At 32.1% G+C, this 20,390-nt stretch carries 17 protein-coding genes; 12 read left to right on the forward strand and 5 right to left on the reverse strand.

Going from position 1 to position 20,390, the window contains the following annotated elements:
* Nucleotides 1-20 precede the first annotated feature (20 nt).
* On the reverse strand, nucleotides 21-2,534 hold the full coding sequence (locus KQ51_RS04030) for a hypothetical protein (RefSeq protein ID WP_038469204.1): 2,514 nt from the start codon (nucleotides 2,532-2,534) through the stop codon (nucleotides 21-23).
* Between the two features lie 184 nt (nucleotides 2,535-2,718).
* Here KQ51_RS04030 and KQ51_RS04035 point away from each other — a divergent pair, with 184 nt between their 5' ends.
* The 11 genes from KQ51_RS04035 (at nucleotide 2,719) to KQ51_RS04085 (ending at nucleotide 15,717) form a co-directional block, all read left to right on the forward strand.
* The gene (locus KQ51_RS04035) at nucleotides 2,719-3,507 is read left to right on the forward strand and encodes an MBL fold metallo-hydrolase (protein WP_038469206.1); all 789 of its coding nucleotides are present in this window, start codon (nucleotides 2,719-2,721) and stop codon (nucleotides 3,505-3,507) included.
* A gap of 10 nt (nucleotides 3,508-3,517) precedes the next feature.
* Nucleotides 3,518-4,396 (forward strand): choline/ethanolamine kinase family protein, encoded by an 879-nt coding sequence (locus KQ51_RS04040; RefSeq protein ID WP_232958016.1) that lies wholly within the window; start codon nucleotides 3,518-3,520, stop codon nucleotides 4,394-4,396.
* 243 nt (nucleotides 4,397-4,639) lie between these two features.
* Nucleotides 4,640-8,176 carry a pyruvate:ferredoxin (flavodoxin) oxidoreductase gene (gene nifJ / locus KQ51_RS04045; RefSeq protein WP_038469208.1) on the forward strand — a complete coding sequence of 1,179 codons (3,537 nt, stop codon included), beginning with the start codon at nucleotides 4,640-4,642 and terminating at the stop codon, nucleotides 8,174-8,176.
* A gap of 140 nt (nucleotides 8,177-8,316) precedes the next feature.
* Nucleotides 8,317-8,793 carry an MgtC/SapB family protein gene (locus KQ51_RS04050; protein ID WP_052609166.1) on the forward strand — a complete coding sequence of 159 codons (477 nt, stop codon included), beginning with the start codon at nucleotides 8,317-8,319 and terminating at the stop codon, nucleotides 8,791-8,793.
* Nucleotides 8,794-8,805: 12 nt separating this feature from the next.
* On the forward strand, nucleotides 8,806-9,423 hold the full coding sequence (locus tag KQ51_RS04055) for a GDSL-type esterase/lipase family protein (protein WP_038469210.1): 618 nt from the start codon (nucleotides 8,806-8,808) through the stop codon (nucleotides 9,421-9,423).
* Between the two features lie 118 nt (nucleotides 9,424-9,541).
* The gene (sufC, locus tag KQ51_RS04060; RefSeq protein WP_038469213.1) at nucleotides 9,542-10,375 is read left to right on the forward strand and encodes a Fe-S cluster assembly ATPase SufC; all 834 of its coding nucleotides are present in this window, start codon (nucleotides 9,542-9,544) and stop codon (nucleotides 10,373-10,375) included.
* Complete coding sequence (locus KQ51_RS04065; protein ID WP_052609169.1) at nucleotides 10,376-11,467, forward strand: SufD family Fe-S cluster assembly protein; 1,092 nt, start codon at nucleotides 10,376-10,378, stop codon at nucleotides 11,465-11,467.
* A gap of 9 nt (nucleotides 11,468-11,476) precedes the next feature.
* Nucleotides 11,477-12,685, forward strand: coding sequence for an aminotransferase class V-fold PLP-dependent enzyme (locus KQ51_RS04070; RefSeq protein WP_038469215.1), 1,209 nt, complete (start codon nucleotides 11,477-11,479; stop codon nucleotides 12,683-12,685).
* Nucleotides 12,686-12,698: 13 nt separating this feature from the next.
* Nucleotides 12,699-13,130 carry a Fe-S cluster assembly sulfur transfer protein SufU gene (sufU, locus tag KQ51_RS04075; RefSeq protein WP_038469219.1) on the forward strand — a complete coding sequence of 144 codons (432 nt, stop codon included), beginning with the start codon at nucleotides 12,699-12,701 and terminating at the stop codon, nucleotides 13,128-13,130.
* Between the two features lie 30 nt (nucleotides 13,131-13,160).
* Nucleotides 13,161-14,549: a Fe-S cluster assembly protein SufB gene (sufB, locus tag KQ51_RS04080; RefSeq protein ID WP_437178353.1), complete on the forward strand. Its 1,389-nt coding sequence runs from the start codon at nucleotides 13,161-13,163 to the stop codon at nucleotides 14,547-14,549.
* A 166-nt stretch (nucleotides 14,550-14,715) separates the two neighbouring features.
* Nucleotides 14,716-15,717, forward strand: coding sequence for a LacI family DNA-binding transcriptional regulator (locus KQ51_RS04085; RefSeq protein WP_038469224.1), 1,002 nt, complete (start codon nucleotides 14,716-14,718; stop codon nucleotides 15,715-15,717).
* A 41-nt stretch (nucleotides 15,718-15,758) separates the two neighbouring features.
* On the opposite strand, the gene KQ51_RS04090 is transcribed toward KQ51_RS04085, so the two are convergent.
* Genes KQ51_RS04090 through KQ51_RS04105 form a run of 4 tightly spaced genes read right to left on the reverse strand, consistent with a single transcriptional unit; the run spans nucleotide 15,759 to nucleotide 18,160 of the window.
* Nucleotides 15,759-16,313: a hypothetical protein gene (locus KQ51_RS04090; RefSeq protein ID WP_038469227.1), complete on the reverse strand. Its 555-nt coding sequence runs from the start codon at nucleotides 16,311-16,313 to the stop codon at nucleotides 15,759-15,761.
* Nucleotides 16,300-16,887, reverse strand: coding sequence for a hypothetical protein (locus KQ51_RS04095; protein WP_038469230.1), 588 nt, complete (start codon nucleotides 16,885-16,887; stop codon nucleotides 16,300-16,302). Before KQ51_RS04095 ends, KQ51_RS04090 begins: the two co-directional genes overlap by 14 nt.
* Nucleotides 16,888-16,889: 2 nt before the next feature.
* Nucleotides 16,890-17,471, reverse strand: coding sequence for a hypothetical protein (locus KQ51_RS04100; RefSeq protein ID WP_038469231.1), 582 nt, complete (start codon nucleotides 17,469-17,471; stop codon nucleotides 16,890-16,892).
* Entirely contained in the window at nucleotides 17,471-18,160 is a 690-nt protein-coding gene (locus KQ51_RS04105) for a hypothetical protein (RefSeq protein WP_038469233.1), read from the reverse strand. The genes KQ51_RS04100 and KQ51_RS04105 overlap by 1 nt, the downstream gene beginning before the upstream one ends.
* 184 nt (nucleotides 18,161-18,344) lie before the next feature.
* On the opposite strand from KQ51_RS04105, the gene tkt reads away from it, so the two are divergent.
* Nucleotides 18,345-20,291: a transketolase gene (gene tkt / locus KQ51_RS04110; protein ID WP_038469236.1), complete on the forward strand. Its 1,947-nt coding sequence runs from the start codon at nucleotides 18,345-18,347 to the stop codon at nucleotides 20,289-20,291.
* Nucleotides 20,292-20,390 lie beyond the last annotated feature (99 nt).

Below are 20,390 nucleotides of genomic sequence, written 5' to 3' on the forward strand. Positions count from 1 at the left end.
TAATTGAGGTTTTTAGTTAATTAATCAACAATAAATCCTTCTGGGAATGTTGAATCTAGTAATACTCCGATTACATCATTTAAATAAGCGATGCTATCAGTATTATTTGTTCCATAAGTACCATTGTTATCTAAGATGTATTGTGCAGCTACAACTTGATAATATCCTGAAGAATAATAAGAATCATAAGTTGCTCCATAGAATGCATCAATAGCTTGATAAACAGATGTAGGTAATTTAGCATCTGTAGCTTTACCTAATTGATCAGCAGTTTCAATTTCGATATAAAGACCTACTTGAATTGCATTAGGAATTAAAGTATCTCCATTTGCTTCAATTGGGTATTCACTATCTAAATCATCACTTTCACTATAAACAGCAGTAGGCATTTCAAATGCACTTCCTTGTTCTGAGTATAAGTAATGTAAACCGAAGTTTGTTTGGATTAATTCATCATCATATAATTCATCAACGTCAGTTGCACTAGCACCTAATAAGAATACATATTCATCATATAAGTCTTTAACAGCAGCTACAAAGTCTTCATCATAGCTAGTTGTGTTAATGTTAGTTAAACTATCAGTTGAACTTAAATCTTGAGTTAAGATATGGAATCCGTATGCTTTAGCATTAGCCCAAGGATTTTCAGTATCACCAATTAAACTGTCATTGAACTCATCAACGATTTCAGAGAAATTCATTTCGTCATCTAATTTATCTTCGATAACACTTTCAACTTCATTTTTAATTGCTTCATAATCTAATAAATCTTGTCCTGTTAAACCATCAACATAATCATTAAATTCATCAGGTGTTAAATCATTATCCATATCAGTATAAACTAATAAGTGAACGATATCTAGATTGAAATATTCATCAACTTGAGTTTGGATTAAATTAGCAGCTTTAGCATAATCAACAGTATCTCCTACTAAGTAAGCTTGTAAATTACCTAATACGAATAAGTTGAAGATTGCATCATTCTCATTATCAGCACCAAATGCTAAGATTAAGAATTCATCCCATGAATAAATACTATTGTCAAATCCATAAGAAGCATAAGCTCCACTACCAAATGCAGTTTTCATTGTACGGAATTCGTCTCTATGTCCTACGATAGTTTCGTTACTACTATTTAAGTAATCAGTTTCACCTTCGTAGATTTCAGTATAAGCATCACTATTTAATAACATGATTGTTTTCATCATATCGATTGTATAGTAAGTACCAATTTTATCTTCCATATAAGCAAATAACATATCAGCAGTAATATCAGTACCATTAATTGTAGCTATTTTTTCAGTACTACCTGAGTTATTGTACTCGTCTCCACCGTTTGCAACATGTTTAATTTTTAAGATAGGTTCAAAAATTTCAAATTCAGCATCATCCCAAACAGCAGATGTAATATTAGTAATAATTGTTGTAGTCATATAACTATCAACGATTTCTAATTTTAAATCATCTAATTCAGTTTGTGTTAAATCAGCAAATACTGGAACTTCTTCTTGGCTTACTTTATAAGTTAAGATTTCAAATTCTCCTAAACCTTGTAAAGTAAATGAGAATCTAGCTCCATCATCATCAAAGTTTAAAGTATCAAACATATAATTAGCTAATAATGAATATGGAGAACCAAGTGTTTGCCCTTCATACATATCATTATAATTATATGTGAATTCTTCAGTATGGCTTAAACAGATTGTAGCTTCAGTTTCTGTTTCTAATACTTCAGGTTTACTAGGATTCATGTAGTTATACATTTTAATGAACTGAGTTAAAACTTCTTCTTCAGTTAATTGAACTGTATTATCTTCATCAAAATCTCCAGTACCTAAATCAGCGATATCTCCATCAGTACCATCATATAAACCCCAACCTGAGTTGTAGTTAGGTACAAGTAAGAATTCATTAAATACATTTTTAGCTTCTGTTTCACTATTGAACTTTAAGTTAATAGCACAAACATCACCAAAATAGTTTTCTTCATAATATGTTTCTAAATCATCGTTAGTAATAGCTAAATCATCATCATCACTAGCGTTAGTTACATAAGCTCTAACATAGTTTTCCTTAGCAATTTCTAATTCGACGAATCTAGTTAAATCAGCTATAGAAGAAGGATCATAATCAATAGCTTTCATGCTATCTTCAAATTGTTTCTCCAATTTAGCTCTTACATCTTCATCAGCAAAGATATCTGCTAATTCAGTTTCATCGTTAGTACCGTATTTATAAAATTCAATTTTTTCATTAACTTCATCGACAGTTACTTCTGCAATTTCACTAGCGAAGAAGAATTCTTTTTCAATGTATTGTGTTAAATATGATATACCATCATTTAATAACATTCTTTCCCATAATTCTTGGTTCGTTACCGTATAATCTCCTACAGTAAGATACGCTTCACTTGGGTCAGAAATAGCTGCAGAATCGTTTTTGTCTTTCACTGAACTTACTATCCAGGCAGCCCCTAAGATAATAACAAATAGTCCGAAAATAATTCCTGCTCTTATTACAGTTCCTTTGTTCATTGTTAAATCACTCCTTATTATTTACGCAATATCTATAATATCATTTTACTACTATAAAAACAATATATTTTAGCCATTATTATAGGATATAAAGTATCTTACATATATATAAACATATAATACAATGAATTTATTGTAAAAAATGGAAAATATAGTATAATTTCTATTGTATTGGAGTGGTAAAATGAAAATTACAGTTTTAGCTAGTGGTTCGGGTGGGAACGCTACTTTTCTTGAAGTAAATAACACCAAAATTTTAATTGATTGTGGAATCTCATTTAGACAGATTAATCAACGGTTAAGTCAAAGAGATTTAACTATTGAAAATTTAGATGGAATTCTTATAACTCATGAACACGGAGATCACATAAAAGGATTAGATGTTTCTTTAAGGAAATTAGACACCGTTTGTTACCTAACTAAAGATACATTTGAAGGAATGTATTATAAGGTTAAAGACAACCTTCACCCTTCTAAATTAAAGTATATTACTCCATATGAATCGTTTATGATTAATGAAGTAGAAATACTTCCAATCAGCATCTCCCATGATTCTAGTGATGCGGTAGGATATATTATAAAATATAAAGAAGAGAAACTAGTATATATAACTGATATCGGATACTTGCCAAACCGGGATCATGAACTACTTAAAAATGCTAACATGTATGTCTTTGAATCTAATTATGATATCACTTTATTATTCACTTCCAATCGACCATTCTATTTAAAACAAAGAATTGATAGTGTTAAGGGTCATATGTCAAACAATGATTCAGCTTATAACTTAGCACAATTAGTTGGCGATAAAACAAAGCAAATCGTCTTAGCTCATAGAAGTAAAGAATGTAATACCAACGAACAAGCTTTAGAAACATATAATGAAGTATTTAAAGAATATGGGTTAAATATTAAAGACTACAATATAGAAGTGGCGCATCAAGATATACCATCAGAAACATATGAAATTTAGGAGGATACAAATGATGACAAACGAACAAGTTATTAAAGAAGTTACTTCAGAAGTATTTGGGATAAATTCTAATCAAGTAGAAGTAGTAGAAAGATTAATGGGAGGAATGAGTAACTATACTTATGTTTTTAAGATAAATGATAAGAAATACACATTTCGTATCCCCGGTAAAAATGCTGAAAAATTTGTTGATAGAATTATTGAACAAAAAAATATCAATACAGTTAATGAATTAGGGTTAAACAATCATACCTTATTCTTAGACGTTGAATCAGGATATAAAATTGCTGAATATATTGAAGGTAAACCACTAAGCGAACTAAATCCTTTAGATTACCTAAATAAAGCAGCTGAAGTATTACATAAAATTCATAATAGTAGTTTAAAAGCAGAAAATGATTATGATCCTAAAGGACGTTTAGCGTTCTATGAGTCACATTTAGAAGAGTATGATTATAAACATACAGATAGATATTTAAAACTTAAGAAAAGATGGGAAAAATTATCTAAAGAATATATGGATAATAAACGCCTAACTTTAACTCATGGTGATTCACAAATATCTAACTTTGTCGTTACTGATAATGGGTTGCGTTTAATGGACTGGGAATTCACCGGAAATAACGATCCATTTTATGATATTGCATGTTTCGGAAATAACGACTTTAACCACGCTGTTTCATTACTACCAGTTTATTTAGGACACCAACCATCAACAAAAGAATATAATAGACTATATTTCTTTAGAGCATTCCAATGTCTTCAATGGCATAATGTTGCTTTATATAAAGAATTTATCGGTTTAAGTATTGATTTAGGAGTAGACTTTAACTTTATTGCTAACTTATATTTAGATAAAACAGAAAAGTTCCTAGATTCAATAAAATAAATGATTAATTATCAAAAACTAAGGACACTTAAAATAGTGTCTTTTTTTTGTTGATTTTCATAGTATTTCCAAATAATATATACTGTTTTTAAGAATTGTTACAAATAGTAAAATGTAAGTGTTTTTATTTGTAATAAATTGCATTTTATAATGTTGTAAAAAATAATAAAATGATTTATAATCTAAACTGTATGTAAGCACTATAAAATTAAATAAATAATATATTATTGGAGGTATTGCTAAATGGCAAAAAAAGTATTCCAATCGATGGACGGGAACCAAGCTGCTGCTCATAATGCATATGCATTTACTGAAGTTGCAGGAATCTATCCTATCACACCATCTTCACCGATGGCTGAGTACATTGATTTATGGGCATCACAAGGTAAGAAAAACTTATTTGATATGCCGGTTAAAGTAATTGAAATGCAATCAGAAGCAGGAGCTGCTGGAACTGTACACGGTAGTTTACAGGCTGGAGCATTAACAACGACTTTCACTGCATCACAAGGATTATTATTAAAATTACCAAACATGTATAAAATTGCTGGTGAATTATTACCAGGTGTTATCCATGTTGCTGCAAGAAGTATCGCAGTACAAGCTTTATCAATCTTTGGAGATCACCAAGATGTAATGGCTGCAAGACCTACAGGTTTCGCTATTTTATCAAGTGGATCTGTACAAGAATCTATGGACTTGGCTTCTGTTGCTCATTTAGCAGCAATTGAATCAAGTATTCCATTCTTACATTTCTTTGATGGATTTAGAACTTCTCATGAAGTTAATAAAGTTGAAGTAATGGATTATGCAGAATTAGATAGATTAATTGATAGAGATGCTGTTAAACGTTTCAGAAAAAGAGCATTAAATTCACAGAACCCTGTTACACGTGGTTCAGCTCAAAATGATGACGTATATATGCAAGCTCGTGAAATTCAAGATAAATACTATGCAAATGTACCTGACATCGTTGCTAAATACTTAGCTGAAATCAGTAAAATTACTGGTAGAGATTATGCTCCATTCGTTTATTATGGTGCAGAAGATGCAACTGATGTTATTATCGCAATGGGATCAGTTACTGAAGCAATCGAAGAAACAATAGATTACTTAGCAGCTAAAGGACAAAAAGTAGGGTTATTAACTGTACATTTATATCGTCCTTGGAGCACTGAATACTTCTTAGATAAATTACCTAAAACTGTTAAAAGAATTTCAGTATTAGACAGAACTAAAGAAAGTGGTTCAGTTGGTGAACCATTATACTTAGATGTTAAATCTGTATTCTATGGTAAAGAAAATGCTCCAGTTATAGTTGGTGGACGTTACGGATTAAGTTCTAAAGATACAACTCCAGGACAAATCGTAGCAGTTTACAAAAACTTAGCTGGTGAACAAAGAGATGGATTTACAATTGGTATCGTTGATGACGTAAACGGAAACTCATTACCACATGAAGAGATTGACGTTGTTCAAGAAGGTACTACAGAATTATTATTCTTCGGATTTGGTAGTGATGGTACTGTTGGTGCTTCTAAAAACACTATTAAAATCATCGGGGAAAACACTGATTTATACGGACAAGCTTACTCAAGTTATGATTCTAAAAAATCAGGTGGTGTAACTCGTATGCATTTACGTTTTGGTAAAGATCCAATCCGTAGTACTTACTTAGTTAACCAACCTCATTTCGTATCTTGTTCTAAAGATTCATACTTAGAAAAATACGATATGGTATCTGGACTTCGTCAAGGTGGAACATTCTTATTAAACACAGTTAACCCTCCTGAAGAAGTAGAAGCTTTATTACCTAACAAAGTTAAAAAGCAATTAGCTGATGCTAATGCTACACTATACATAATCAATGCCGTTAAATTAGCTGAAGAGGCTGGTTTAGGTGTTATGATTAATACAATAATGCAAAGTGCATTCTTTGCGTTAAACGAACAAATCTTACCTTATGACAAAGCTGTTAAGTTAATGAAAAAATATGCTAAAAAAGCTTATGGTCGTAAAGGTGACGCAGTTGTTGAGAAAAACTACAAAGCTATCGATGCTGGTAAAGCCGGATTAATCGAAGTTCAAGTTAAACCTGAATGGACTAACTTAGTAGCTAAAGAAGAAGAAGTAGATATGACTCGTCCTGAATTCGTAAGAAATATCGCTGATAAAGTAAATGCAATTAAAGGTTATGATTTACCAGTAAGTGCATTCACAGGATATGAAGACGGAACAATGGATAACGGTGGAACTGCATATGAAAAACGTGGAGTAGCTAACTATGTACCTGAATGGATTGAAGATAACTGTATCCAATGTAATCAATGTGCATTCGCTTGTCCTCATGGTGTTATTAGACCATTCTTATTAACAGAAGAAGAAATGGCAAATGCTCCTGAAGGTATGAAAACTAAAAAAGCTGTTGGTAAAGCTTTAGTTGGATTACAATACAAAATCCAAATCAGTACATTAGATTGTACAGGTTGTAGTGTATGTGTTGAAGTATGTCCTGCTAAAACTAAAGCATTAGCGATGAGCCCAATCCATGAAGAAATGGAAAAAGGTGAAATCCAAAATACTGAATACTTATTCAACAAAGTTTCTTACAAAGATACTTTAATGGATAAAAAAGCTAACGCTAAAAATTCACAATTTGCTAAACCATTATTCGAATTCAGTGGAGCTTGTGCTGGATGTGGGGAAACTCCTTACGTTAAACTAGTTACACAATTATTCGGTGAAAGAATGCAAATTGCTAACGCAACTGGTTGTTCTTCAATTTATGGTGGGTCTTTCCCAGCAACTCCATACACTGTTCTTGATAACGGACGTGGACCTGCATGGGCAAACAGCTTATTTGAAGATAATGCAGAATTCGGTTACGGTATGAGACATGCTAACGAAACATTACGTGATAGATTACAAAATGTTTTCGTTAACAATAAAGATAACGTTTCTAAAGAAGAAGCAGAATTATTTACTACATGGATTGAAAACAGAGCTGATGGAGATATTACTTTAGATGTATTTAATAAATTAATGCCTCTTGTTGAAGGTTCTACAGATGCTTACGCTGAAGAAATTAAAGAATTATCACACTATATCGTTAAACAATCTAACTGGATCATCGGTGGAGACGGTTGGGCTTACGATATTGGATATGGTGGATTAGACCACGTAATCGCTAATAAAGAAGACATCAACATCTTAGTAGTAGATACAGAAGTGTATTCTAATACTGGTGGACAATCTTCTAAATCAGCACCTACAGGTTCAATTGCTAAATTTACTGCATCAGGTAAAGACGGTAAGAAAAAAGATTTAGCTGCAATCGCAATGAGTTATGGACATGTATATGTTGCTCAAGTATCACACGGTGCTTCTCAACAACAAGTTCTTAAAGCATTCAAAGAAGCAGAAGAATATAATGGTCCATCATTAATTTTAGCGTACTCACCATGTATCGCACACAAATTAAAAGGTGGTTTAACTAATTCACAAAACCAATCTAAACTTGCAACTGTATGTGGTTACTGGCCAACATTCAGATTCGATCCTCGTTTAGAAACTACAGGTAAAAATCCATTCCAAATCGATTGTAAAGATCCAAGTTGGGATCGTTACAAAGAGTTCTTAATGAATGAAGCAAGATATGCACAACTATATGACATTAACCCAGATAAAGCGGATGATTTATTAGACGGAAACTTAGCAGAAGCTAAACGTCGTTGGAGTATGTATAAACGTTATGCAGCAATGGATTACTCAGTAGAATAAGAAAAAGCAATTTAAATAAAAAGGTGGAGAATTTTCCACCTTTTTTATTTGTAAAAATTACTAAAAACTTACCCAACCCACTTGCTTTTTACATTGTAAGCGTTTATAATGATATGTTCAAATGAAAGTAGGTGACTAATTTGGATAAAACAATCGATATATTATACATTTTACAAAGTTTAGGATTAACTTTATTATTTGTTGGGTTAATTGGATATGAAAGACAGAAAAAACATAAAATAGCAGGTATGACCACTCACTTACTTGTTGCTTTTGGTGCGGCAGCATTGGCTATTGTTCAAGAGTACATGGTAATTGATAGTTTAGCCTTCTTAGGTGAAAACCCTGAATACATGCAAGCAGTAGTAGTGCAAAGACAAAGAATAGTTGCACAAATCATTGCAGGAGTGGGGTTCTTAGGAACTGGTGCTATTATAAAAACAAACGGATATATTACTGGTTTAACAACTGCATCGACGTTGTGGATCAGTTCGATTATTGGAATAATATTTGGTCTTGGATACACAACTTTAGGAATCATTGTTTCTATGTTAACACTAGTGACCCTTATTATAGTTAAACGTGTTTTCAAGCAGCAATTCGACTCACAACAATAGAGGTATATTACAATGAATATGACTAACATAAAAAAGCATTATAATCTAAAATTATCAGAAATTGCTCATCGCGATTATGATAAAGAACAAATTGTCTTACTTGGAGATTGTGTAATCGAAAACTTAGATATTGAAAAATATTTTAAGGGATATGCAATTTACAATAATGGAATTAGTGGTGATACTACTGTTTCATTAATAGAGACTCTTTATAAGAGAGCAATTAAATATAAACCAAGTAAACTGTTTATCTCAATTGGTTCAAACGATTTTGGTTTTGATAATAGAACTGTAAAAGATGTTTATAATAATATTATCGAAATAATTAAGGAAATTAAAAAGCGTAGTAAGAAAACAGAAATATACTTACTCACTGTTGTTCCAGTAAACCCGGCAAACGATGATTACATCAACCGTGAGTTTGTGGATTCAAGAGATAATTCAGAAATCTCAATGTTAAACTACTACCTTAAAAATTATGCAGTTAGAAATAGAATAAAGTTTGTAGATATTAATAAACATTTAAAGAATAATTTCGACCAATTAAACCTTGATTATTCAATCGATGGGTTCCATCTAAATGAGATGGGATACCAAGTAATCACAGACCTAGTTAAACAGTACGTATAAGAAGGATTTTATCCTTCTTTTTATTTTACAAATAATTAATTAAAAAAAATATCATTTTGTTTGGAATATTATTTATAAAAATATATAATATAAATTGGACTCAAGGAGGTAGAAAATTATGGCTACATTATCAATTAAAAATCTACATGCTGAAGTAGATGGCAAAGAAATACTTAAAGGTGTTAATTTAGAGATTAACGGTGGGGAAACACATGCAATTATGGGACCTAATGGAACTGGAAAAAGTACATTAGCTTCTGTAGTGATGGGACACCCTAAATATAAAGTAACAAAAGGTGAAGTATTACTAGATGGTAAAAATGTTCTAAAAATGTCAGTCGACGAAAGAAGTCGTGCTGGTTTATTTTTAGGTATGCAACATCCAGCAGAAGTACCAGGAGTTACGAATAGTGATTTCATTAAAACAGCAGTAAACGCAAGAATGGCAGAGGGAAAAAGCGTAAGCTTATTCAAGTTCATTCGCGAATTAGATCATGCTGTTACTGATTTAAAAATGAATGAAGACTTACCACATAGATACTTAAATGAAGGATTTAGTGGTGGAGAAAAAAAACGTAATGAAATTCTTCAAATGAAAATGTTAAACCCAAAAATCGCTATCCTCGATGAAATCGATAGTGGACTTGACGTTGATGCATTAAAAATCGTTGGTGAAAATGTTACCGCAATGAAAAACGATTCACTAGGTTTATTACTAATTACTCACTATCAAAGATTATTAGACTATATCAAAGCAGATAAAGTTCATGTAATGATGCAAGGTAGAGTAGTTAAATCAGGTGGAATGGAAATCATTACAAGAATTGATACAGAAGGTTACGACTGGATTAAAGAAGAACTTGGTATTGAAGATGTACGTGTAATTAAAGAAGAAGAGGAAAGAAGAGTTATGCTTGGTGTTTGCGCAACCAAAGAAGCTCTAGACCTATAAATGAAATCATACGAACTAATCCCTCTTAAGAATAAGGAAATACCAAATAGTATTAAAGCACTATTAACTGAAGATCTTAAAAACTATATTGTTTTAAAAGATGGACATATTATAAAAAGAAAACTAGATGAATCATTTTCCGGTATCACAGTAGAGACATATGAAGATGCTTTACCTGAGAAAATCAATATCTTTCTAGACACTGAATACGTTAATGATACTGAAGGTGAAGCTTATAACTACAATGTCGAAAATGTTAATAGTGGATTACTAATCCACGTACCAAGAAACACATATATTGAAGATGTTTTACACGTTTTTTATGTTCAAGAAAACATAGAATTAGTCCAAAATACCCGAATCGTCCTAGAAGACAATTCAGGATTAAAATATTTTGAATACTTATCAAACCAAACAGACACAGCAATTAACTTCGTTTCAAATGCAATCGTAAAAGAAAATGCATCACTAGAATACACAGCAATCAGTAAATACACAAAAAAATCAGTTGCTAGTATTACCAGAAATGCTTTTCTAAAAAGATATGCCCGAGCTAATTACTCAGTAGCTGAAGTAAACGATGGTGCTACTGTTTCTAACACAAATATATTTTTACAAGAAGATTACGCAAGTGGAACAACTAAAACAGTTGCTATTACTTCAAATAACCAAGAAGCTAGTTTTACACAACTTGTAGAACATCTAGCTAAAGAAACTGAAGGATACATTGAAAACTACGGAGTAGCTAACAATGAATCAGCCCTTGTATTTGAAGGTATTGGTAAAATCAATAAAGGTATGAAAAGAAGTATTGCTAGACAATCAAATAATGGTATCGTTTTAGGTGTTAATTCACGATTAGACGCTAACCCTTTACTTTTAATTGATGAGTTCGATGTCGTAGCATCACATGGTGCTGCAATTGGAAAAATTGATGATGAGCAATTATATTACTTAATGAGTCGAGGACTAAGTTTGCCAGTTGCTGAAAGATTAATCATCAGTGGATTCTTAAGTCCAGTACTAAAAGTTTTAACAACCGATAAACTAAAACAAGAATTTATCTTAAGTGTCGAAAATAAAACAAACTAGGTGAATAATATGAATCCATATGAAATCAAAAAAGATTTCCCAGTATTAGAAGATATAACTTTAACATATTTAGATACTGCCGCTTCAAGTTTAAAACCAAACATCGTTTTAGACACAATGGACGAATACTATAAAAAGTATGGTGTTAACGTTCATAGAGGGGTATATAATATATCTTTTATTGCTACTGAGAAATACGAGGCATCAAGAAATAAAGTAGCAACATTCATCAATTCACGATTTGATGAAGTTGTTTTCACAAGAGGTGCTTCAAGTGCCCTTAACTTAGTTGCTTCAAGTTATGGATTAAACAATCTAACCAAAGATGATGAGATCATCGTCTCAGAGTTAGAACACCATTCTCACGTATTGCCTTGGCAAAACGTGAGTAATATAACTGGTGCTAAACTTATTTATGTACCTTTAAATAAAGAAGGCCGCATCACCATTGAAAACTTCAAAAAAGTATTATCAAATAAAACAAAATTTGTAGCCTTAAATCACGTTTCTAACGTAATGGGATATATTGCTCCGATTAAGGAAATAATCGCTCTAGCCCACGAAAAAGGGGCAAAGGTGAGCATTGACGCTGCACAATCAGCTCCACATACCAAAATAGACGTTAAAGATTTAGATTGTGACTTCTTAGCCTTTAGTGGACATAAAATGTTAGGTCCAACCGGTATTGGCGTTTTATATGGTAAGAAAGATTTACTACAAGGTATGCCACCAATTGAATTCGGTGGGGACATGAATGACAATGTGGAAAAATTTGCTGCATCGTGGAAAGACACACCATATAAGTTTGAAACAGGTACTCCACCAATCGCAGAGGCAATTGGACTTGGAGCTGCGATTGATTACATAACAAATATCGGGCTTAACGAAATAGCAAAACATGAAAAAGAATTAAAAGATTACACTGTAGAAAAAATGAAACAAATCGGAGATATTGAAATCTATAATCCAACAAGTGAAACCGGAATTATTAGTTTCAATATAAAAGGTGTTCATCCTCATGATGCTATTACCTTCTTTGATGGAGATAATATTTGTATGAGAGCAGGACATCATTGCGCACAATTAGTCATTAAATGGCTAGAAGTAGTTGCTACTTTGCGTGTTTCAATATATTTATATAATACAAAAGAAGATTGTGATAAGTTTGTAGAATCTCTTAAAAACGCACGAGACTTCTTTAAGAAAATGGGATTCTAAGAGGTGAATATTTATGAATAACATGGAAAATTTATACCGCCAAGTAATTATGGATCATTATAAAAATCCTCGTAATAAAGGATTAAAACAAGACCCAGAATACAAAACAGTTCATATTAAGAACCCAACATGTGGTGATGATATAACTATTCAATCAAAAGTTGAAAATGGAATAGTAAAGGACGTTAGACATGACGGTACTGGTTGTAGTATTTGTTGCAGTAGTGCTAGTGTTATGACTGAAGTTCTAATTGGTAAAACAAAAGACGAGGCAATGGTTATTGCTGAAAACTATCTTAACATGTTAGCTAATCAAAATTATGATGAAACTGTTGAGTTAGAAGACGCTGTTGTTTACAGTGGAGTAAGAAAGTTTCCAGCAAGAATTAAATGTGCCTCAATCGCTTGGAAAGCCTTTGAAGGAACAGTAGAAGAAAGCGAGTGATTACTTGTGAGTGAGAAAACGAAAAACGAAATAAAGGATATAATTGGTGATTATAAGTTCGGTTTTAAAACTGAAACTACAAGTGTATTAAACACCGGTAAGGGTTTAAATGAAGAAGTCATCAGAGAAATATCAAGAGTAAAAGGTGAACCGAAATGGATGTTAGACTTTAGACTAAAAAGCTATAAACAGTTTTTAGCTAAACCACAACCAACTTGGGGTCCTGATTTGAGTGTGATTGATTTTGATGAAATAACATATTATATCAAACCATCAGATAAATCAGAAGATTCATGGGACGATGTACCTGAAGAAATTAAAGATACATTTGAAAAACTAGGAATCCCTGAAGCAGAACAGAAGTTCTTAGCTGGTGTTTCAACTCAGTTTGAGAGTGAAGTAGTATATCATTCAACAATCAAAGAGTTAGAAGATCAAGGTGTAATCTTCACTGATACCGATACAGCGCTAAGAGAACATCCTGAACTGTTTAAAGAATATTTCAGTAAAGTAGTACCCTCAACAGACAATAAATACGCTGCTTTAAATAGTGCCGTATGGAGTGGTGGAAGTTTCATATACGTACCACCTGGTGTTCATGTAGATAAACCATTACAATCATATTTTAGAATTAACTCAGAACAAATGGGACAATTCGAAAGAACATTAATAATTGTAGATGAAGGGGCAAGTATTAACTATGTAGAAGGTTGTACAGCTCCTGTATATACTAAATACAGTTTGCATGCTGCAATCGTTGAAATATTTGTTAAAAAAGGTGGATATTGTCGTTATTCAACAGTTCAAAACTGGGCCAATAATATAATTAACCTTGTTACTAAACGTACTTTAGTAGAAGAAGATGGACATATGGAATGGATCGATGGTAACATCGGATCTAAAATTAATATGAAGTATCCAACTTGCATCCTAAAAGGAGACAGAGCTAAAGGTACAACAATCTCTATTGCTTTTGCAGGTGAGGGAATGAACCAAGATACTGGAGCTAAAATGATCCATATTGGAAAAGACACAACTTCAAAAATCATCTCAAAATCAATGGCAGCAAAAGGTGGTAGAGTTAATTACCGCGGAATGATCAAACATGGTAAAAATGCAATCGGTGCAAAAAGTAATGTAGAATGTGACACAATCATCCTTGATGATATAAGTGTTTCAGATACACTACCTTATAACATCGTTTCTAATAATCAAGCTCAAGTTCAACATGAAGCTACCGTTTCTAAAGTTTCTGAAGAACAATTATTCTACTTAATGAGTAGAGGGTTAACAGAAGAACAAGCAACAGAAATGATTATAATGGGCTTCATTGAACCATTCGCTAAAGAATTACCTATGGAATACGCAGTTGAATTAAACCAATTAATTAAACTCGAAATGGAAGGTTCAATCGGATAACATCTAAAGAGAAATCAAATTGATTTCTCTTTTTTTTATATTGAAACTTCTTGTCTCGAGAAAAATATAGAGTTATAATTAATACGAAAACGATTTCGAAATGTTTCGTAAATCGTGACAATTACTTCTAAGGCTGTTCAAAAATCTAAATGATTGAGGTGAAGTAATGGTAACTATTAAAGATGTGGCTAAGAAAAGTGGTTATAGTATCACAACAGTTTCAAAAGCTTTAAATGATTATTCGGATATTAGTGACAAAACAAAGAAACACATTTTAAAACTTTGTAAAGAATTGGGTTATGTTCCAAATTCTTCAGCAAGAAGTCTAATTAGTAAGAAATCATATACCATTGGTGTAATCTTTGATGAAGTAACAGGTGTTGGGTTACAACATCCTCTTTACTCGAAAATACTTGAAAGCTTTAAGCTAAGGGTTGAATCTCAAGGTTACGATGTTATGTTTATATCTAAACAAGGTTCTTACTTGCAACATTCACAAAAGAAACAGGTTGAAGCTGTATTTGTTTTATGTGCTGATTTTGAAAGTAATGATTTAAAGAAACTGTTAGAATCGGAGATACCTGTTTGTGTTATAGATCATGAGTCTTCGATGATTTCATCAGTGACTTCTAATAATAAAAAAGGAGTAAATCTAGTAATCAAGAAACTAACAAATCTAGGCCATAAGAAAATCGCTCATATTTATGGCGATTTAAATCAAGAAATAGGTAGAAAAAGGAAAGAGTATTTTGAAAAAGCGATGATTAAGTCCAATCTTGTAGTGAAAGCCGATTATTTAATCTCAGGAGATCATTTTAGTATAGAAGAAGGATATAATGCAATGAATCATCTATTAGAGTTAGATGACAAACCAACGGCTATATTCTGTGCTTCAGATATGTTAGCTATTGGAGCGATTCAAGCTATTAATGATGAAGGGTTAAGTGTACCTAAAGACTTTAGTATAGTTGGTTTTGATGGTATAGACTTAGCTCAATTAATCTCACCACGACTTTCAACTATTAAACAAGATACATATAAAATTGGTCAAATAGCTGCAAATCAAATAATCCAAATGATAAATGATAAAGAACATCGTCAACTAAAAGAAACAATTACTGTGGATGTATTTTCACTAGATGGAGAAACAACTGCAATAAGAAGATGAATTCTATAAAAAAGGACCATTTCATTGGGTCCTTTTTTTTATTAATACATCTTATACTCTAATAAATTTGTCTTGATATATTGAATTAGAGAGTTGTAGTTTTTTGTCTTTCTACACGTTTTTTCTAAAGTATGAATTGCTTTTTTTATTGTGTCATCATCAACACCATCATGAAAAATGAAGGATTTAATATCTGAAAAAGAATTATCTGTTCTTGAGAGATTTTTGATGTAATCTGAGTCTGCAAGAGTTATTCTTTTATAGTATCCTGAAAAGTGTTTACCAATTGCTCGTTTTTCTCTAAAGGAAATTCTACCATCATCTTCATGAAATATATAGTTTAGTAATAATACTTCTAACTTTGCTAACTTTCCAGTTTGAATCATTCTTTTTTTAGCATCATTTAAATAATCTCTATCTGGACCCTGGTCTAAATCCTCTTCTTTTACACCACGTCTATCAAAAACACCAAGTTGTTCCGATACTCGCTTATTTTTTTCACGAACATACTTTGCATCTTCACGGCTTGATGCTCTTCGTAATGCTTTTGAATAAGCAGCCGAAGCAGCCAAATGCTTTGCACTAAATTTCCCCATTTTTACCCTCCATTTTAAGATTTTCTAGGTTGCTTCTAAGATTTAGTATTATCTTATTGTATCTTGAATTTCGTTTGCAAATTTTTTCCAAAAGGTGAAGGGCCTTACTAATCTGTTCATTGCTTACATCTTGTGTAGTAATAAAATTAAGAATTTCATTAAGTGATTTAGGTGTTTTAGACATTCTAATAATATCATTCATATCTTTTGAAGTAATTAGTTTATTAAGAGACACAGAGTATTTCTTTATTGATTGTCTTTCTTTGAATGAAATCTTACCATCATCTGTGTTAAAAACATAAACTAATAGTTGAACTTCTAGTCTAGCTAATTTTGCTCTATTGCGCATTCTTTCTCTTGCTTCATCGAGATAGTTTCTTTTGGGTTCATTATTATTGTATTCAGAGATTCTCGTACTAGTATTAGATACTCTTGAGGTATCTTCCTTACTTATTCTTAAGTTTCCCATATACTGTGAATCAATTTTTCTCATAGAAATATCGGTATCTTTTCCACGATTTGTTTTTCCTTGAGCATAGGATAGTATTTCAGATATTCTTGGACCTTCAGCCATTTTTAATACCCCATTCTATCAGATAATGATCTTTCTAAACGATCTATTATTTGATTGTATTCTTTATTTTTAATACAAATTTTTCGAAGTGAATTGATCACATGATCAAGTTCCTCAATAGAGTACTGTTGTTGGTTTATGAACAATGAAATATCACTTAGAGTGCTTGTTGTTTTGGATAGTTCGATTATCTCATCCATAGCACTAATCGTTATTCTTTTATTGAGTGTAAGAAAAAACTTCTTAAGAGAACGTTTTTCTTTAAATGATATTTTGCCATCATCTGCATTAAATACGTAAGCAAGTAGTAGTGTTTCTAGTCTACCTAGTTTTGCTCTATAGTCCATTCGTTTTTTCGTCTCTTCTAAAAAGCTTCTAGGAGTCTCTTTATGAGCTCCTGGATTTTCAAAGGCGATTCTTTTTTCTTCTAACTCCATCATTTTTTGATGTCTAACAGCTTCTCTTTCCGCTTTTATCTCACTTGATATAGATTTCATTACACCAAAAAGTCCTGCTGACATACCACCAGTTTGTCTATCAATGTAGTTTGTTGGTTTTTGATTTGGATTTTTACCTTTTTCCATCAATACCCCATACTTTCTAAAAGAGTTTTTTCAATTCTCTCGATTATAGGATAATATTGTTTTCCACTTTTACTACACTCTTTTAATGTTCTTATAGAACCAGTAATCTCTGAATCCGTGACATTTTGTTGTGAGATATAAGCTCTTATGTTAATTAAAGAATTGTCTGATTCCTTAATATCTTTAATATATTCAAAATCGTCTTTATCTAAACTACTAGCATATGTTTTATAGTGTTTTTGGATAGCTTTTTTCTCTTTCCTAGAGATTCTCCCATCATCCTCTTCAAACATATAACTAAGTAGTAAAACTTCTAGTTTTACCTGTCTTGCTATCGAGTTTACAATGTAAGGAGTAGAAGTTTCTGTAGATATTTGCTCCTCAGATTTTTTGATTTCACGAGATGTATTGCCACTTTTTAGAGCAGCAAATGCTGCCATTCTATCTTCTTTACTTACAGTTTTAACAGGTTTGTTTTTCATTGGATCATAAACAGGACCTCCACCAGTTTTATGGTCTTGCTCCATTTGCTGTAATCTAGATAAGGCATTAGCTGGACCTTTGTTTGCACTCTGTGTATAAGAACTAATTCCTCGTCTGTTAGAACTACGAGAACTTGATTCAACAACTTCTGCAATCAACCCAATTACTCCAAATAATAAATCTAAACTACTTGTACCTCTTCTCATAAAAAGCACCACCTTCAATAGATATTATAACACTTTAGAAAAATAAATTGTAATAATCATGATAATACAGTAAAAACCCTTTCATAGTGAGCAAAAGTTCAAAAGTTAGTACAATTGTTTATTTTATTTCAGTAATCATATATAATGTACAAGTAAAAGAATTAGATAAAAGGAGAATATATAAATGGATAAAAGTATTAATGCCATTCGTTTCTTAGGAATGGATGCAATTAACAAGGCAAATAGTGGACACCCTGGTATCGTATTAGGGGCGGCACCAATGATTTATTCGCTATATACAAAACAAATGAACCTTACACCAAAGAGTCCTCTTTGGTTTAATAGAGACCGTTTTGTTTTAGCAGCAGGACATGCAACAGGAATGTTATATCCTACATTACATTTAGCTGGATATAAAGTAACTATGGAAGACTTAAAACAATTTAGACAATTAAACAGTTTAACTCCAGGACATCCAGAGTATTTACATACAGAAGGAATTGACGCAACAAGTGGTCCTTTAGGACAAGGTATTGCAATGGCAGCAGGTATGGCAATCGGGGAAAGTTATTTAGCAGCTACTTTTAATAAAGAAGGATTAAATGTTGTTGATCATTACACTTACGCTCTTTGTGGGGACGGAGATTTACAAGAAGGTGTAACACAAGAAGCAATCAGTTTAGCTGGACATTTAGGATTAGGAAAATTAATCGTTTTATACGATTCAAATGATATCCAATTAGATGGACCATTAAAATGGGCTAATACTGAAAATGTAGAAGATAAATATAAAGCGATGAATTGGCATTATATGAAAGTAAGAGATGCTAATGATCTTGATGAATTAAATGAAGCAATTAATGTTGCTAAAGGGGTTAAAGATCAACCATCAATTATCGAAGTTAAATCTATTATTGGATTTGGTTCAAGCTTAGCCGGAGAAAGTGCTACACACGGTGCACCTCTTGGTAAAGAAGAAACAGATGCAATGAGAAAAAGAATGAACTACGATTACGCAGAATTTGAAGCTCCTGAAAGTGCTTATGAAGATTTCAAAGTTAACACGGTTGAAAGAGGAAATAAAGCATTAGAAGCTTGGAATAAATTATTCAAAGAATATAAAAAATCTTATAAAGCAGAAGCAGCACAATTAGAAAAAATCATCAATGGTGAATTACCTGTTGATTTAGAAGGTGTACTAGCTAAAGCTGAATTAGGAACTAATGAAGCATCACGTGTTAGTGGAGGAAAAGCAATTGGTACATTAAGTGAAGCATTAATTAACTTAATTGGTGGGTCTGCTGACTTAACAAAATCAACAAAAGCTAAAGGAGTTAACGGAGATTTCTCAAGTAAAAATCCTTTAGGTAGAAATATTAGTTTTGGTGTTCGTGAACACGCTATGGCGGCAATCGTTAATGGTTTAACATTACACGGTTTAAAAGCATTTAGTGGTGGGTTCTTCGTCTTTAGTGATTACATGAAACCTGCAATGAGAATGGCAGCTATCATGAATATCCCTTCAATCTATATCTTCACTCATGATAGTGTAGCTGTAGGAGAAGATGGTCCAACACATGAACCAATCGAACAATTAAGTATGTTAAGAACTACTCCTAACTTAAATGTTTACCGTCCTGGAGATGCTAATGAAACTAACTATGCATTCAGAAGCGCTCTAGAAAGTAAAAAGAACCCAAGTGTTATCGTTCTTTCAAGACAAAACTTAGAAGTTAAAAAAGAAACTACTTACGAAGACTTTAAAAAAGGTGCTTATGTAATTAGTGACGCACAAGATTTTGAAGGTATCTTAATCGCTACTGGTTCTGAAGTAGGGCTAGCAATCGATACACAAACAAAACTTGCTAAAGAAGGAATCAATGTACGTGTTGTATCGATGCCTTCTATGGAATTATTCAAAGCACAATCAAAAGAATACAAAGAAACTATATTACCAGCTTCTTGTACTAAACGTTTAGCTTTAGAAATGGGTGCTCCTGATATGTGGTACCAATTTGCTTCAAACGTTAAAGGTATTGAAACATTCGGTGTAAGTGCACCTGGTAACGAAGCTATTAAATTCTTTGGATTCGATGTTGACACAGTTGCAAACTTATACAAATCGCTATAAGAGCCTATTTTTAGGCTCTTTTTTTTAAAATTTATCTTACAGTGTAATCGTGATATAATATTCATGTAAGTAAGGGAGAAAATACTAGCCCCTACTAGG

The organism is Candidatus Izimaplasma bacterium HR1 (assembly GCA_000755705.1).
Taxonomy (GTDB): domain Bacteria; phylum Bacillota_I; class Bacilli_A; order Izemoplasmatales; family Izemoplasmataceae; genus Xianfuyuplasma.

Bases quoted from the DNA above. Each gene is read 5' to 3' on its own strand.
- KQ51_RS04070 (WP_038469215.1), top strand. From the start codon at position 11,477: ATGAATCCATATGAAATCAAAAAAGATTTCCCAGTATTAGAAGATATA.
- KQ51_RS04055 (WP_038469210.1), top strand. From the start codon at position 8,806: ATGAATATGACTAACATAAAAAAGCATTATAATCTAAAATTATCAGAA.
- KQ51_RS04105 (WP_038469233.1), bottom strand. From the start codon at position 18,160: ATGAGAAGAGGTACAAGTAGTTTAGATTTATTATTTGGAGTAATTGGG.
- KQ51_RS04040 (WP_232958016.1), top strand. From the start codon at position 3,518: ATGATGACAAACGAACAAGTTATTAAAGAAGTTACTTCAGAAGTATTT.
- sufU (WP_038469219.1), top strand. From the start codon at position 12,699: ATGAATAACATGGAAAATTTATACCGCCAAGTAATTATGGATCATTAT.
- nifJ (WP_038469208.1), top strand. From the start codon at position 4,640: ATGGCAAAAAAAGTATTCCAATCGATGGACGGGAACCAAGCTGCTGCT.
- KQ51_RS04085 (WP_038469224.1), top strand. From the start codon at position 14,716: ATGGTAACTATTAAAGATGTGGCTAAGAAAAGTGGTTATAGTATCACA.
- KQ51_RS04030 (WP_038469204.1), bottom strand. From the start codon at position 2,534: ATGAACAAAGGAACTGTAATAAGAGCAGGAATTATTTTCGGACTATTT.
- KQ51_RS04090 (WP_038469227.1), bottom strand. From the start codon at position 16,313: ATGGGGAAATTTAGTGCAAAGCATTTGGCTGCTTCGGCTGCTTATTCA.
- KQ51_RS04095 (WP_038469230.1), bottom strand. From the start codon at position 16,887: ATGGCTGAAGGTCCAAGAATATCTGAAATACTATCCTATGCTCAAGGA.
- KQ51_RS04035 (WP_038469206.1), top strand. From the start codon at position 2,719: ATGAAAATTACAGTTTTAGCTAGTGGTTCGGGTGGGAACGCTACTTTT.
- KQ51_RS04100 (WP_038469231.1), bottom strand. From the start codon at position 17,471: ATGGAAAAAGGTAAAAATCCAAATCAAAAACCAACAAACTACATTGAT.
- KQ51_RS04065 (WP_052609169.1), top strand. From the start codon at position 10,376: ATGAAATCATACGAACTAATCCCTCTTAAGAATAAGGAAATACCAAAT.
- sufC (WP_038469213.1), top strand. From the start codon at position 9,542: ATGGCTACATTATCAATTAAAAATCTACATGCTGAAGTAGATGGCAAA.
- tkt (WP_038469236.1), top strand. From the start codon at position 18,345: ATGGATAAAAGTATTAATGCCATTCGTTTCTTAGGAATGGATGCAATT.